The organism is Paenibacillus sp. GbtcB18 (assembly GCF_019091125.1).
Classification (GTDB): Bacteria; Bacillota; Bacilli; order Paenibacillales; family NBRC-103111; genus Paenibacillus_F; species Paenibacillus_F chitinolyticus.
Genome location: NZ_JAGXJX010000001.1, coordinates 1031623 through 1045912, shown reverse-complemented (window position 1 = coordinate 1045912; position 14290 = coordinate 1031623). Strand labels below are relative to the sequence as shown.

The following is a 14290-nucleotide window of genomic DNA, read 5'->3' as shown; positions in this document are numbered from 1 at the left end:
GGTCCGCCGGGTTTTATGTTTATAATCGGTAACCTTCAAGCATGTTACTCCCGTCAGTCATATCACTCCTTTTTTAACATACTGATGCATGCACAAGCGGCAAAAGCCAGTACTCCGCTCGCTGCGGTTGTAACGGAAAAAGCTCTGATGTAATCTTCCAGGCCGGCTTCGCCAAGGGGCACATTCAGGACAGAGGAAAACAAAATGCCGATCCCTGCTACACCCAAAGCGTTCGCCAAATACATAAAGGTCGTAAACAGCCCCGAGCCGGTTCCGGCCGATGCCGCCGGCACGCGATTCAAGATCGTATTGGCAAGCGGTGTGGTGGCCATACCCAGACCCAGGCCGTATACCGACAGAATCAATACGTTTTGAAAATGAAAGAAATGCACGGCATCGGCTTGCAGAGACCCAATCAGCATAAATAAACTTGCTCCCATCGTGAGCATCCCTGTTTTTAACACCGCAACTCCCCATCTTTTCACCAACCACGCCGACATTAAAGAAGTGGCGAAACATCCCGTGCCAATCGGCAAAAAAACCAGGCTGGTCGATTTAAGATCGAATTGTAGTCCCGCCTGCAAATAGTAATTTAATACGAAGAAAAAAGAGAACATACTGAGATAGACAACTACCTCCGTGATGATTCCGATCCGGAATGAACCTATTTTGAACATGGAAAGCTTCATCAACGGCACGCGTCCCGTCTCTTCTCTTCGTTTCTGCAGAAGCACGAATAGGAGCAGAAGCACCAACGATACAAGCAAGCATCCCCAGATCCATACCGGCCATCCTTGTTTTTGCCCGATCGTTAACGGATAAATGAGCAAAAACAATCCGGACATAACAAGAACAATGCCTATCCAGTCGATACTCGGTTCGGAATGTCCGCGTGATTCGGGAACGACCGGCAGCCCTATCATCACAAGCAGCCCAAAAGGCACATTAACCAGAAAAACAATCCTCCAGCTAAGGCCGAACAGGTTCCCGTCCACCAAAAAACCGCCCAAAATCAGGCCAAGGGTAAACCCTATGCCGATGACGGCCCCATAGATGGCAAAAACCAGCCCTTTTTCTCTCGGGAGGAAGATGCTTTGCATAATGGACAAAACCTGCGGTTGGATCATCGCTGCCGATAAACCCTGGAGGATGCGAATGACAATGAGTAAAGTCGGGTCCGATACCAAACCGCCGAACAGGCACATACAAGTAAACCCCGAAACCCCGATCCGTAACATTCGTTTTCGGCCATATAAGTCACCCAGTTTTCCGCCTAAAATCAAAGCAACGGCAAGCCCTAACGAATATCCCGAAAAAATAAGCTGCGCTTCGGCAAAGCCGGCATGGACGCTCGTCTGTATCATCGGAAGCGCTACCTGCATCATGTAATTGTTCAGCGAAATAAGAAGCGTCGGCAGCAAAATCAGGACTAAAGCCATCCAACGTCGCGGATCGGCATGCGGTGCCCCACCGGATTCCCTTGTACAGTCAGTTGTTAGATCTTTCACGGTTCATCCCTCCTTTCCACCAGCAACAAATGAAGCGAACCCGCATGGTCAATTGATCCTTATTATCAGCGATAAATGAAACGGTGTTCTACCTGTAAAGGTATTTTCTCGCCCTACAAAGGGAGTTTGAGGAACAAAAAAAGGATATCGAACATGATCACTATGTCCGAAATCCTTTTTAAACGGTTAAACTGATCTATTCTGTTTCTGCATCCCGATGGGATAACATCTTAAGATATTCACTCGGATTATATCCATACATTTTGTGGAAGGCTGCCGCGAAATTGCTGAAATTGCTGTAGCCAACGGATACCGCCGTTTCCCCGACGTTCATCCTCCGCACTTCCATACAATAAAGCGCCTTTTCCATCCTCTGCTTGCGTACCAGTTCAAATACAGTCATGCCAAAACGTTCCCGAAAACCTTTCTTCAGCTTGAATTCGTTGAGTCCGACCTTTCTCGCCAGCTCACGGATCGATAACGGCTGTTCGAAATGACGAATCACGAGTTCCCTGACTTGATCCAGCTTCGCCAGATCGTCACGGTTCAAAAACGGTTTTCTAACCTCTACTTCATAACCTTCTACTTCCCCGAACAAAGCAACCAATTCCATCGCTTTACTCTCCATATACAGCCTTTTCATCGCTCCATCGTAAGAGCCGTTCAGCATATCCGACACACAGCGATGGATTTCCGGCGTATTCGGGTATTTATCGATGTTGCCCTTATAGCGCTGCAGCCAGGATTCCATCCTCTGTTTCTCGGTAAAATCAGCCGCATAATGAAACAGTTCCTGCGGAGATAAGCGGATTTCCACCAACTGATTGCGGACACCCGCCTTCTTCTCTTCATATACCAATTCATTCTCGAAAAACAGCACGTTGCCCGTCCAATGATTCGTATAGCTTTCCTTCCCGCCCCACGCGCAATAAATATCGCCGCTCAGGCAGTAACTTAGCTCAAACAACGGACAAGCCTCCTGAATACGCAGCTTCATATCCTGCGCATAAGTCACGTCTGTGATCACGATTTCCATGCCGGGACGGATTCGCGTCCTGAGGATGTTTCCTTGTCCAATCCCGTGCGGAATCGTAATATGCTGCTCCCATGCCCGGTGCCGGGATTGTCCTTGAATCAGATCCGTAAATTGATCGAAAAGGCTGTGTACCTCGCTATTAACGATATCTAAAGTCAATTCGACACCTTCTTGCCTAATTAATCTGGAAAATAGCTGCATTCTATTCTATCGGGCAGCACTTAACTGAACGAATAAAGCCAGTCGCCACAGCCTGTCCGGCAGCTCTTGCCGCCGCTTTTGCCGTTTCGCTTTTCGAAAGCTCGTATCTCCGGTCAAAACGGACTTTTATCCTCCACGTGAGCGTGCATGATCATCAGCGTATTCGATACTCCGAAAACCATCATCGCGTCCTGGAACTCGGCAAGCGATTCCATCGATTCACTCCTCGTTTTCAGCATATAATTGAACTCCCCGCTTATCCGGTACAGCTCGGCAACCTCCGGGGAAGATTCGCAATAACGAACAAACTCCCGGCATTTGACGGTTTTAAACAGCATAAATGCCTGTATGCCCCGGTCTAATTTACCGGGATCGAATTTGGCTTTGTAGGCGGTAATAATCCCCTGCTCTTCGAGCTTGTGGATGCGTTCTCTCACGGCGGGCTGGGTCATGGAGATGTGGCGGCCGATTTCGGCAACCGGCATGCGCGCGTTCGTATGCAGTAAGTTCATGATTTTGCGGTCGGTATCGTCGGGCTTTGCCGTTTCTCTCATCCACAATCCTCCTAAAGCGTTTTAGCGGTTTTGCTTATAAAACAGAAAGTGATTCGGCATGAACCCCTTTAATTATACCTGTCTCCACTCCCGGATTTCCATATAATTAATGGTATAGAACCGGAAAGGATGATTGGCATGCAAAATTTGCGCGAAAAAACGGCTCTCGTCACCGGAGCGAGCCGCGGAATCGGAAAGGCGATCGCCAAGAGATTGGCCCATGACGGTGCTTGGGTAGCCGTTCATTACGGCCGGGACAAGAAGGCGGCGGAGCAGACCGTTGCCGAAATTACGGAATCCGGCGGAAGAGCTTTTAGCGTGCAGGCCGATCTGGGCTCCATGCAGGGCGTGGAACGGTTATTCGAGCAGTTGGACACGCTCTCTATCAAGCATACGGGCAGCACATCCCTCGATATTCTCGTCAACAATGCCGGAATCGGCACACAAGGATCCATCGAAACAACGACCGAGAAACAGTTTGACGAGCTGATCGCGGTCAACATCAAGGCCCCGTTTTTCATTATTCAGAAAGCACTGCCCCGGCTGCGCACCGGAGGACGGATCGTGAATATTTCCTCCGCCGAAACCCGCATCGCGTTCCCTGCTTCCATTGCCTACGGACTGACCAAAGGCGCTTTAAACACCATGACTCTGCCGCTGGCGAAGCAGCTCGGTGAAAGAGGTATTACCGTGAACACCATCCTGCCCGGTTACACGGAAACTGATATTAATGCGGAGATCCTGAGCGATCCGTCGGTCCGGGAATACGCGGTCGGCATGACGGCCCTGGGCCGGCTCGGACAAGTCGGCGATATCGCGGATGCGGCGGCCTTCCTGGCATCGGAGGATAGCCGGTGGGTCACCGCCCAGATTCTCGATGTATCCGGCGGAATCCGCCTCTAAGAACCGGACAGCGGCTTATCCGCTAAAAAGACAGACTTCCTTTTTAAGAAAGTCTGTCTTTTTTCCAGTCTGCTTATGAAGTTAAAAAGCCGCGTACGATACGGACATACTCATCCGGCTCTTCCAGATATCCCACATGGGAGCTGTTTTCCAGCACTTGAAAATCCGACTGCGGGACAAGCGAGTGATAGTAAAACGTAGACTCCGGAGCCGCTTCGTCATACCGGCCGCATAGGAACAGCGACGGCACGTTAATTTCATGAAGCCGCGGTGTCACGTCGTATGTTTTCAGACTGCCGGTCGGGCAAAACTCGGAAGGCCCCCACATGGACATGTAAATGTCCTTATTAGCCTTGCCCCGGCTTTCCAGCATAACCGCAGGCAGCGGATCGATCCGGCATACATGCCGTTTGTAATATTCCTTCATCGCATTCCGATACTCATCCGAATTCGTTGTGCCCTGCTCCTCGCTGCGCGCGATGACCGCTTGGACTTCATCCGGCAATTCGGCCAGGAACCGCTCCGCGTCTTCTTTCCAGCGTGCCGCACTCAGGCAGGGACTGGAGAAAATGACGCTTCTCACGCCGGTTGGCTTGCGCTCGATCAAATAGGAGGCCGCGAGCATCGTGCCCCAGGAATGCCCGAGTATATGAACTTCATTCAGGCCGAGAGCTTCTCTCACACAGGCCAGTTCTTCGATAAACCGTTCCGTGCGCCATAAGGAGGCATCTTCGGGTCTGTCCGACTTCCCTCCGCCGAGCTGATCGTAGAAAATAACCGGCCGCTGGTCTCCCAGCACATGGAGAGCCGCTTTGAGCGGGTCGTGCGTATTGCCGGGTCCGCCGTGAAGAACGAGCAGGGGCGTCCCGCCGCCTTCTCCCGCCGAGCTGTACCACACTTTACCGCCGGGTACCTCGATATAACCTTCTGTATGCCGCATCGTGCATGCCTCCCGCTTTCTTTTCATCTTTACAGTATAAAGGTTTCCGCCGCTTTACGAAATGCCGGGTTCCGATCCTCTTCTGCCCGCCCGCAAAGACAAGGCGAAGCATAGAAACAAGACCAGAGCCGCCGACACATACGGATAATTCAAGTTCCGGTCGAAAAGAACGCCGGCCACGATCGGACCCGTAATATTTCCGAGACTGGTATAAGCCGAATTCAGGCCCGCTACATATCCCTGGTGCTCGTTCGCCATTTTAGACATTTGAGTTCCGATCGCCGGACGCAAAATATCGATCGACAAAAATACGATAAACGTCACGACGACAATCATCCAGTACTGATGGACGAACAGAGTCAGCAAAACGAACAGACCGGCCATAGCGAGACAGACCGATATGACGGTTCTTTCCCCGAAACGATTCAAAATCCAGCCGAATATCGTGACCTGCACGACAGCTCCGGAAATAGAGCCGAACGTAATGATAAACGCGATATCTTTAGGTGTAAATCCGAATTTATGATCCACGAAAAGTCCGAAAATCGTCTCGTAATTCGCCAGGCCGAAAGACATCACGAATACGATGATCAGGCTGATAAAATACGGTTCCCGGAACGAACTCAGCATCTGAGCCATAAAGCTCTGCTTCTGCGCGGGAGCCGCTTCGGCTTTGACGGGCGGTTCCACCGGCTTCGATTCGGGCAGAATAAACAGCGTGACAACCGCGGCGACAGCGCCGACGGCCGCAGCCGCGTAGAAAGGCGCACGTATGCCGAATTCCGCGATATAGCCGCCGATGCCCGGGCCGATGATGAAGCCTGTCGTGATCGCGGCGTTGATAAATCCCATTCCTTTGGCCCGTTCCGCGGTCGTGGTGACATCGGCTATGTAAGCCATAATCGAAGGCATGATCAGCGCCGCACCTATCCCTCCGAGCATTCTGGAAGCGAAAAGCAGAACGGGCGAACTCACGACGCCGAACAGCAGCTCGGATACGGTGAAGATCACCATACCGGCTACGATCATTTTCTTCCGGCCCAGCGAGTCGGAAAGCCTGCCCGCGAGCGGCGAGAAAATAAGCTGGGTCAGCGAAAACGCGGCCACGAGGAAGCCCATAATGCTGCCGTTTAAATGAAGTTCATCCATGTAAGTCGGCATGATCGGAATAACGAGTCCGATCCCCGTGAACACGAGAAAAATATTAAGCATGAGAAGCAGTACGGCTCCTCGGTTTTTAAGAAGCAACTCCACTTCCATCCCCTCCTCCGTAAATCTGTCTATTTAGTCTATCCGGGGTCCCCCTTCATTTCATATACCGAACGTTCGTTCAGTATGAGGGCGTAAGATAAAAGACGCTAAAGCGCCAAATCGAAAATTTCTTCATCTGTCACCGGCTGTCCGCCCTATCAGCTCGGTTGTGCTACTCCGTGCAGGAAGACGCCGAAAGCCAGCCGGTACAGCTTCAATGCTTCCGTCGTGGACAATTTCCGCGACATCTGGCTCAGTCCCATAATCAGACTTTCCAGTATCACCGCAAGAGGCTCCACATCGGCGCCTTTGAATTCACCGCTGTCGATCCCCTGCTGAATCAGTACTTGGTTGAACTTTAAATGCCGGTTCATCAGCTCCGCAATCCGATCTTCCACGTCGTTCGTTTTCTCTTCGTTATTAAAAAACTCGTCAGCCGCTTTGGTCAGGGGATGGTTCAAATCTTCGATAACCATCTGTTCCGCCATCCCTAAGAGCTTCTCGGTCGTTGTTTTGTAAAGCGATTCTTTTTCCATCCACTTTTCTTCCCATTCGCGTTCCCATTCGTCGACCAGATAAAGAAATAAGCCTTCTTTGCTTTTGAAATGATAATAAATGTTTCCTTTGCTGCTGCCCGTGGCCTCCACGATATCTTCGATAGAAGTGGATTTGTATCCCTTCTGGACGAACAAGGTCTTGGCAGCATCCGCAACCCGTTTTTTTGTCTGTTCGCTTTGCATCTGCTTTTTATTCATCCGCTCCGCTTCACTCCTTCGTGGATGGTCTGACGGCATCCGTACCTGCCGGTCGTGTTCACAGGACAATAATACTGAACGTTCGTTCTGTATCTTATCAAAAACAGCCGATTAAGGCAAATTTTTTATTCTTCGCTTTCGTTTCAATCCATAGAAAAAACCGGCACAATCCGTGCCGGCTCCTCCGTTATACACCTTAGCAAATGCGGATAGCGAAGCCTTCTTTTTCCCTTAAAAGTCAGGGAGCATCCGGACCTACTTCCGCTTGAGTCAGCGGATGATTCGTAAAGCTTGACGCGTTCGAACGCTCATCGGCCCCGGCATCGTTAACCGAGCGGGTTTCCCCGTCCATATCCTCCTGGACAAAAGGATAAGAGCCTTTCGCATAATTGATCGCCGGGCTGGAAGCCGATAATTTCTGCAGCCCCTGCACGACCGTCAGCAGCGGATTTTTATTCCAGATCTCGGCGGACGTTCTGCCTTTGTTTGTCACGGTCCCTCCGAAGCCGATGTTGCCTTCGAATACCGTATTGGTCGCCGCCGCCTCGTTATAGAGAATGCCCGAGCTGTTTTTCACGATATTATTGGCTACTCTGCTGTCTACCGGAGTGAACGCTTTGCCCGAACCGACTACAATACCGGTCGTGCTGTTGACGATCGTGTTGTTGACGACCTGGGCTCGGTAAATTCTCCATTGAGCCTTCAGATCGTCTTCACTCGGATTCGAAGGATAACCGCCCGTTCCGCCGTCGTATTTGCCGTTGTCGAGAATAATCGCGCTTTCCGTCAGATTTTCCATGTAATTGTTATAAATCTTATGGTCGTTCCCGTAAATGCGGATGCCCGCCTGTTCCGATTTTACTCCGTCGCCGAGAAAGAAGTTCCCGTAGAAACTGTTGTTATGGCCATGTCTCGAAGTGAGTCCGCCCTTGGACGTTTTGAACGTATTGTAGCGAACGGTATTGTTGCTGCTTTTCACGGAAACGATTTCCGGTTCGCCGTCTGTATTTTCAAACAGATTATACTGGATTTTGTTGAATCCGTCGGAAAGCGAAATTTTGGACAAGCCCAGCCGGATCGTTTCTTTGCCGTTGTCGACCCATGGACCTACATCGTGAAAATAATTGTGTTCGATCACATCATACTGGGAAATGTTCCCCTGGCCGTCCCCTTCATAAGCGATGAGAGGATTAGTGTCCGTTTTGTTGCCGAAATCGTTGCGGTCGATCTGGTTATGATGGCTGTTCGCCCCGCTTACCTGAAGCCAAATAGTGTCCACGCCCCGTGCAGGTAAGGCAAACTGGTTCCGCGTCAGCCGGATATGATGGGAGCCGTTCAATAAGACGCCCTTGTCGGCCGAATTGGCAAACTTCAAGCCCTCGATTGTAACGTAAGAGGATTTTTTAACTTCGAAAGTGGTCGGGCCTGTAATGACCGCCTTTCCCCGGTTTGCGGCTTTGATCGTAATGGGGTTTGCCTCTGTTCCGTTTCTATTTTCAATTAAAATCGACGAATTATTCCCGCTAACCGTGTAATTGCCGTCCGCCAGCACAATCGTCTGTCCGGCGCTTGCGGTTTTCAGAGCCGCTGCCAGTCCTTCCGAAGTGGACACGGGGATTTCCCCTTGGCTGCCGTCTTCCCCATAAATTTCGACTTCCGTGTAGCTGTTCCACAAATTGACGGAGTTACCGTGCCCGACAAGCTTCACGTAACGCACCGAGGATACGTCCGCGAAATCAAATGTCTGAAGCTGTGCGCTCAGGCTGCTCGTCACATTTGTTTTCACATTCGTATACGTAACGTCGTCCGCCGAAGTCTGAATATCGAAAGTCGATGTTCTCGTGTCGCCGTTCAGGAAAGCAGCTTTGATATAAGCGATTTTGCGGAGTGACCCGAGATCGAAGCGGATCCACTCGCCGTCACCGTTTGCGGACCAGCGGGTCGACAGGTTGCCGTCCACCGTGTTAGCCGGCAAGTTGCCGTCATGTTTACTCGCCGTTACGGCGGAAGCGGGTACGGAAAATTTAGCATTCGCCGCATAGCCCTGAGAGGGAATTAGCATAAGAAGCAGACATAGAGACAAAATGAGCGAGAAGGTACGATTACCGGCGATCATCATAGCACATCCTTTTGAACGTATTTTTCAGCGCCTGCTTGCAGTTCCTTTCTCCTTTACATGAAACGGGTTGCAGAGTGCGCACTCTACTTCCTGTATACCGTACTTGCTCCGTAAAAGCTATCTTCAAATCGCGAAAAGACTCCTCAAAATCCCGAATATCGGCTTTCTTCTCTAAACAAACCTAAACAAACTGTACCTTTATCGTGTCCAGCCACGCCCTGGCTATCAGTCCGTGGCCGGCAGCCGACGGGTGTACCCCATCCGGAGCCCAGTAGGTCGCCGGCGCTTCCGTGGAAGCGCGGGCAAACAAGCCGTCGAGGGGAACCAGAAGGGCTCCGAACTCCCGGGCCAGCTCCCGTACGGCATGGATTTTCGGATCGAGGTCTTCCCGCCACGTTTTGCGGTCTTCTCGTACGGGAAGGACGAAGGGCTCCATCAGCACGATCCGGGCTTCCGTCTCTTCCGTCGTGCGCGTCAGAAGCTGCCGGTATCCCTCTTCAAACGTCTCCAGGGACGTGGGGTCATTGCGGTCATACCTTCTCCAGCAATCGTTGATCCCGATACAAATGGTGACCCAATCCGGCTTCAAAGCAATGCAGTCCTGCTCCCAGCGGTTTTGCAAATCTTTGACGCGGTTTCCGCTTATCCCCTTGTTGAGAAAAGTCACCCCGCTTCCGGGACAAGAGGCGCCGAACCAACCTGCTAGCATCTGAACATACCCTTTCCCCAGGTCCGCATGATTTTCGCGGTTTCTGCCGGTATCCGTAATGCTGTCTCCTTGAAAAAGAAGAAGTTCTCCCTTTCCGATCATCCTATCCTTGTGCTCCTTCATGTTCAATCCTCCTCTAACAGATTGCGGAACGGAAATCCGTGCAGCCGCCAAGGCTTCGAACCTCCGAAATACCGGACGGGTCCTGTTTTCCCCGAAGCGGACCCGATCCGCAGCTCGGGTTCTTCCCCCGCCGGATAAAGAATCGCTTCATCGCCCGCATTCAGCGGAAGCGTGATTGACTCCCGGCTGTCCGCCACCTGCACGACATGACACGCGGCCTCACCGGCCAGCCGCCAGTGAATCGCGCCGGTCCAGCCCGTCCGGATTTCGCAAGGCTCGCCCGCCAGGCTCTTGACCCTCACGAAAGACGTGGCTCCGGCGCGGCGGACGGCGCTGATGAGGAAGGCGCCCTCGGCCCGCAGGTCGTGGAAGGCGGCTTCCCGCCACTCTTCCGGCACCGCGGGGAAGATCCGGATCGTGCCGCCCCAGCTTTGCAGCAGCATATCGTGCAGCGATTCGGCCCCGGCAAGAGGGGTCTCGATGACGGGCCCGGCTTCTTTGTACATCGTATTCGGCTTGATAAGGCCGAGAAGCGTATGAAGCAGGCGCAGGGCCGCGTCCCCCCAACCGAGCGTGGCGGCGATCGAAGCCGCCCCCGTAAAGCTGAAGCCGCGCAGGTCGCCTTCGCTGTCCAGCCAGTGCCGGAGGGAACGGGCGATCAATTCCCGATCCTCTTCCCGGTCCGGGCTGACCAGGTGCAGCGGAAAAACCGCCAGCAGATGGCTGAAGTGCCTGTGTCCGAAGGCAAGAGGGACTCCTCGGCCGACCATATAGCCGCTCTCGTCCACCGGCAGCGGCGTCAGATTGTCCAGCACTTCCCGCCACCTTCCGGCAAGGGGATCGCCGCTATCGAGCCGTGCGTCTGCGGCAAGCAGCGTCTCGCATCCCCACCGGAGGAGCGCGAGGTCGTAATGGCAGTCGCTGACGGTCAGCCGTTTGAACGAGCCGTATTCCGGCGAGATCGACGGAGGCAGATGCAGCTTCCCGTCCTCGCCCGCGTGAAGCAGATGCAAGTAGTAATTAACGCTTTCGCGCAGCACGGGATACAGGACATCCCGCAGCAGCCCGTCGTCCATGGAATACCGGTACTGCCGCCACAGACAGTGGCAGAGCCAGGTCAGATTCCCGATTTCCTCGCCTGTCTCGCTGCGGAGGTCAAAGCTGCCGCTTCTTCCAAGGCCCGCCGAATCATGGCGGTACGGCTGCGGAACATTTTCCCTCAGGTGCTCTCTGTTGTCCGCTACCGCCTGGACCATCGACTCTCCAATCGCGAGACGGTTGGAAGCGTACACCGGGGAATAACTCATTTGGACGTTCATGTTGAACCAGTTGCCGGCCCAGGGAGTCGGCGCAAGCCAGGGACCCTGATTATCCAGCAGGACGCTGTCCGCCCTTGCCGCCGAAGCCAGTTTATACATCTGAATCCAGTAGAAACTTTCCAGGCGCCGGTCGGGGATGGAAAGAAAGCTTTGGCGGTAGTAGCCGTGCCACCACCTGCGGTGAGCGGACACCCATTCGCCGAAATCGGCGGACGCCGCTTTCCGGACGGCTTCCCCCGCGTTCTTTCGCGCCTCTTCGGTGCAGCTATTCTGGACGGAGACGAAGGCGACTCTCCGTCCTTCAGGCAATTCCGTGACTTTCCAGGCGGTGACGCACCCTTCCCCGCATTTTTCCCCTTCCGCGAAACGCTGGATAGCAAAATTCACTCCATCTTCCCGGGACGTCTCGTGTACGGCCAGCGGGATGTACTGATTCACGTTGATTCCGTCGGCAAACTTGAGCACATCGTCCACTTCGGAGTGAGGCACCCATTCCAGGCGTGCCTCCCTTTCCTCCTCCGAAGCTTCCAGTTCTATCGCCATGACCGGTTCTTCGGCATGCACAAGCGCCCGGATACGCACTTCACCGCATGTCGTGGTCAGCAAGCCCCGAAGCTCGGCGTTCCACAAATCCACCCTCAGCCGTGTGGGATTATAAATCAGACCCGCCAGCCCCAGGTTCATTTCGCCGATCGGCACACGGGGTTTAAAATCTCCCCGATCCGGAAGGGTTGCCGTCACATCCGTGCGGCCCATAACAAACCGGAGCGTCCGCCGTTTTTTCGCAGGTTCCGCCCCGTAGACCATCGCTCCGATCGTTCCATTTCCGATGTAAGCGCCTTCATTCCAACTCGTCGGTTTCACGACCCATTCCATATCATGCTCCGCCATAAATGCCTGCCAATCGAGATCCAGCCTCAGGCTGTCCGTTGCGGATGGCTTCATGAAGCTTTCCTCCTATCCTTTTATCGCGCCGATCAGAGCCCCTTTAACGAAATATTTCTGCAAAAACGGATAAACAAGCAGAATCGGCACCGTTGCGACGATAATGGTTGCGTATTTTAGCGTGACGGTAAGCATAGCCACATCGCCTTCGGATGCGCCCAAATTGGCGTTTGCTTCCCCCTGAAGAAGAATTTCCCGTAAAATGAGCTGCAAAGGAAACATGGATCTTTCCTGCAGGAAGATAAGGGCGTTAAACCACGAGTTCCAATGGCCGACGCCATAATAGAGCAGCATGACGGCAAGAACCGGAAGTGAGAGCGGCAGGACAATCCGGAACAAAATGACGAAATCATTCGCCCCGTCGATTTTGGCCGATTCCTCCAGAGCATCCGGGATGCCCTCGAAAGCCGTTTTCATCAGAATCAGATTAAACGTGTTAACCGCCGTCGGAATAATAAGCGCCCACAGCGTGTTCGCAAGCCCCACCCCTTTGACCGTCAAATAAAAAGGGATAAGCCCGCCGCTGAAAAACATCGTGAACACGACGAACAGCATAATCCGTTTGCGGTAAGCGAGACTTTTACGGGACAGTGCATAAGCGCCGAGCGAAGTCAGCAAAATGTTGAACGCAAGTCCCACGACGACCACGAAAAACGTGTTGCCGTAGCCTTTCAGAATCATGGGATTGCGGAAAACGTTCGCGTAGGCGTCCAGCGAGAAACCGACCGGCTTCCACAAAAACCCTTTGTGCGAAAGAAGACCTCCCGCATCGCTGAGCGAGGCGAACACAACGTACACGAGGGGATAGATCGTTACGATCATGAGCAGCGTAAGTACAAGCAGATTAAAACCGTCAAACGCCCGTTCGGAGAAACTCCGTTTGTTCACTAGGGATTCCTTCCTTTCCTACCAGAGACTCGTGCTGTTCAGCTTCCGGCTGATCCAGTTGGAACCGAGAAGCAGCGTGAAGTTCACGGCGGAGTTGAATAGACCGACCGCGGAGCTGAAGCTGTAATTAAACTCCTGCAGCCCCACACGATACACATAGGAAGACACGACGTCTGCGGTATCGAACGTACTCGGATTGTAGAGCAGGATGATCTTTTCGAAACCGACGTTCATCATACGGCCCAGCTCCAGAATCAGCAGGATAATGATGGTCGGCATCAGCCCGGGCAGCGTAACGTTCAGCATCTGCTTCCAGCGCCCCGCGCCATCCATTTTGGCCGCTTCGTATTGTTCCTGATCAATGCCGGTTAAGGCGGCCAAATAGATGATGGTCCCCCATCCGATATGCTGCCAGATGCCCGAGGACACGTAGATGGTACGAAACCACTCCGGTTCCAGCAGAAGCGTCAAGCGCTCGCCGCCGAAGAAAGCGATGATATCGTTAATTACGCCGCTGCTCGCCGTAAAATCTTTGATGATGCCGCAGATCACGACGAGGGAAATAAAATAAGGCATGTAAGTCACGGTCTGAACCGTCCGTTTAAAGACCGAGTTCCGCACTTCGTTCAGCAGCAGGGCTAAAATGATCGGCGCCGGAAACCCGAAGACAAGTTCGTTCAAGCTGATCAGAATCGTATTCTTGATCGTTCTCCAGAAATAAGCGCCGGAGAAAAAGGTCTCGAAATGGGCGAATCCGACCCATTCGCTTCCCCAGATGCCCAGCCTCGGCGAGAAATCTTTAAAAGCGATAATCGCGCCGTACATGGGAGCATAGTGAAAGACGACATAGTAAAGCAGTACGGGCAGCAGCATCACATACAAAAGTTTGTTTTTGCGGATATCGAGCAGAAGGCCGGTCCGGGTCCGTTTTTTTGCGGCCGGGTACGGCAGAGCTTCCTGATTTAAGGCAGCCATAACACAATTCCTCCGTTCGTATCGGCAGCTCCGGGCCGTGAGGCGTCCTTGTTCACACCGTAAA

At 52.9% G+C, this 14290-nt stretch carries 12 protein-coding genes; 1 reads left to right on the top strand and 11 read right to left on the bottom strand.

Features of this window, described 5'->3' with window-relative positions:
- Nucleotides 1–62 precede the first annotated feature (62 nt).
- The 3 genes from KVT34_RS04750 to KVT34_RS04740 all read right to left on the bottom strand — a co-directional run bounded on the left by KVT34_RS04750 (nt 63) and on the right by KVT34_RS04740 (nt 3299).
- Nucleotides 63–1508 (bottom strand): MFS transporter, encoded by a 1446-nt coding sequence (locus KVT34_RS04750; RefSeq protein ID WP_309244062.1) that lies wholly within the window; start codon nt 1506–1508, stop codon nt 63–65.
- Between the two features lie 196 nt (nt 1509–1704).
- Nucleotides 1705–2703: a helix-turn-helix transcriptional regulator gene (locus KVT34_RS04745; protein WP_217557000.1), complete on the bottom strand. Its 999-nt coding sequence runs from the start codon at nt 2701–2703 to the stop codon at nt 1705–1707.
- Nucleotides 2704–2858: 155 nt separating this feature from the next.
- Nucleotides 2859–3299, bottom strand: coding sequence for an Lrp/AsnC family transcriptional regulator (locus KVT34_RS04740; RefSeq protein WP_217556998.1), 441 nt, complete (start codon nt 3297–3299; stop codon nt 2859–2861).
- A gap of 138 nt (nt 3300–3437) precedes the next feature.
- Here KVT34_RS04740 and KVT34_RS04735 point away from each other — a divergent pair, with 138 nt between their 5' ends.
- Nucleotides 3438–4202 carry an SDR family oxidoreductase gene (locus tag KVT34_RS04735; protein ID WP_217556996.1) on the top strand — a complete coding sequence of 255 codons (765 nt, stop codon included), beginning with the start codon at nt 3438–3440 and terminating at the stop codon, nt 4200–4202.
- Between the two features lie 73 nt (nt 4203–4275).
- Here KVT34_RS04735 and KVT34_RS04730 read toward each other — a convergent pair whose 3' ends face one another.
- From KVT34_RS04730 to KVT34_RS04695, 8 genes are all read right to left on the bottom strand, one after another.
- Complete coding sequence (locus KVT34_RS04730) at nt 4276–5142, bottom strand: proline iminopeptidase-family hydrolase (RefSeq protein ID WP_217556994.1); 867 nt, start codon at nt 5140–5142, stop codon at nt 4276–4278.
- Between the two features lie 54 nt (nt 5143–5196).
- Nucleotides 5197–6396: an MFS transporter gene (locus tag KVT34_RS04725; protein WP_217556992.1), complete on the bottom strand. Its 1200-nt coding sequence runs from the start codon at nt 6394–6396 to the stop codon at nt 5197–5199.
- Between the two features lie 155 nt (nt 6397–6551).
- The gene (locus KVT34_RS04720) at nt 6552–7148 is read right to left on the bottom strand and encodes a TetR/AcrR family transcriptional regulator (RefSeq protein ID WP_217556990.1); all 597 of its coding nucleotides are present in this window, start codon (nt 7146–7148) and stop codon (nt 6552–6554) included.
- A gap of 238 nt (nt 7149–7386) precedes the next feature.
- A complete protein-coding gene (locus tag KVT34_RS04715) occupies nt 7387–9267 on the bottom strand; it encodes a chondroitinase-B domain-containing protein (RefSeq protein WP_254634528.1) in 1881 nt (626 codons plus the stop codon).
- 181 nt (nt 9268–9448) lie between these two features.
- Entirely contained in the window at nt 9449–10099 is a 651-nt protein-coding gene (locus tag KVT34_RS04710) for an SGNH/GDSL hydrolase family protein (RefSeq protein ID WP_217556988.1), read from the bottom strand.
- 2 nt (nt 10100–10101) lie between these two features.
- On the bottom strand, nt 10102–12363 hold the full coding sequence (locus KVT34_RS04705; RefSeq protein ID WP_217556985.1) for a glycosyl hydrolase family 95 catalytic domain-containing protein: 2262 nt from the start codon (nt 12361–12363) through the stop codon (nt 10102–10104).
- A 12-nt stretch (nt 12364–12375) separates the two neighbouring features.
- Entirely contained in the window at nt 12376–13251 is an 876-nt protein-coding gene (locus tag KVT34_RS04700) for a carbohydrate ABC transporter permease (protein ID WP_217556983.1), read from the bottom strand.
- Nucleotides 13252–13269: 18 nt separating this feature from the next.
- Nucleotides 13270–14226: an ABC transporter permease gene (locus KVT34_RS04695; RefSeq protein ID WP_217556981.1), complete on the bottom strand. Its 957-nt coding sequence runs from the start codon at nt 14224–14226 to the stop codon at nt 13270–13272.
- Nucleotides 14227–14290: the final 64 nt, after the last annotated feature.

Coding starts and splice junctions, on each gene's coding strand:
- KVT34_RS04740 (WP_217556998.1), bottom strand. CDS start 3,299: ATGAGAGAAACGGCAAAGCCCGACGATACCGACCGCAAAATCATGAAC.
- KVT34_RS04735 (WP_217556996.1), top strand. CDS start 3,438: ATGCAAAATTTGCGCGAAAAAACGGCTCTCGTCACCGGAGCGAGCCGC.
- KVT34_RS04730 (WP_217556994.1), bottom strand. CDS start 5,142: ATGCGGCATACAGAAGGTTATATCGAGGTACCCGGCGGTAAAGTGTGG.
- KVT34_RS04720 (WP_217556990.1), bottom strand. CDS start 7,148: ATGAATAAAAAGCAGATGCAAAGCGAACAGACAAAAAAACGGGTTGCG.
- KVT34_RS04715 (WP_254634528.1), bottom strand. CDS start 9,267: ATGATGATCGCCGGTAATCGTACCTTCTCGCTCATTTTGTCTCTATGT.
- KVT34_RS04710 (WP_217556988.1), bottom strand. CDS start 10,099: ATGAAGGAGCACAAGGATAGGATGATCGGAAAGGGAGAACTTCTTCTT.
- KVT34_RS04705 (WP_217556985.1), bottom strand. CDS start 12,363: ATGAAGCCATCCGCAACGGACAGCCTGAGGCTGGATCTCGATTGGCAG.
- KVT34_RS04695 (WP_217556981.1), bottom strand. CDS start 14,226: ATGGCTGCCTTAAATCAGGAAGCTCTGCCGTACCCGGCCGCAAAAAAA.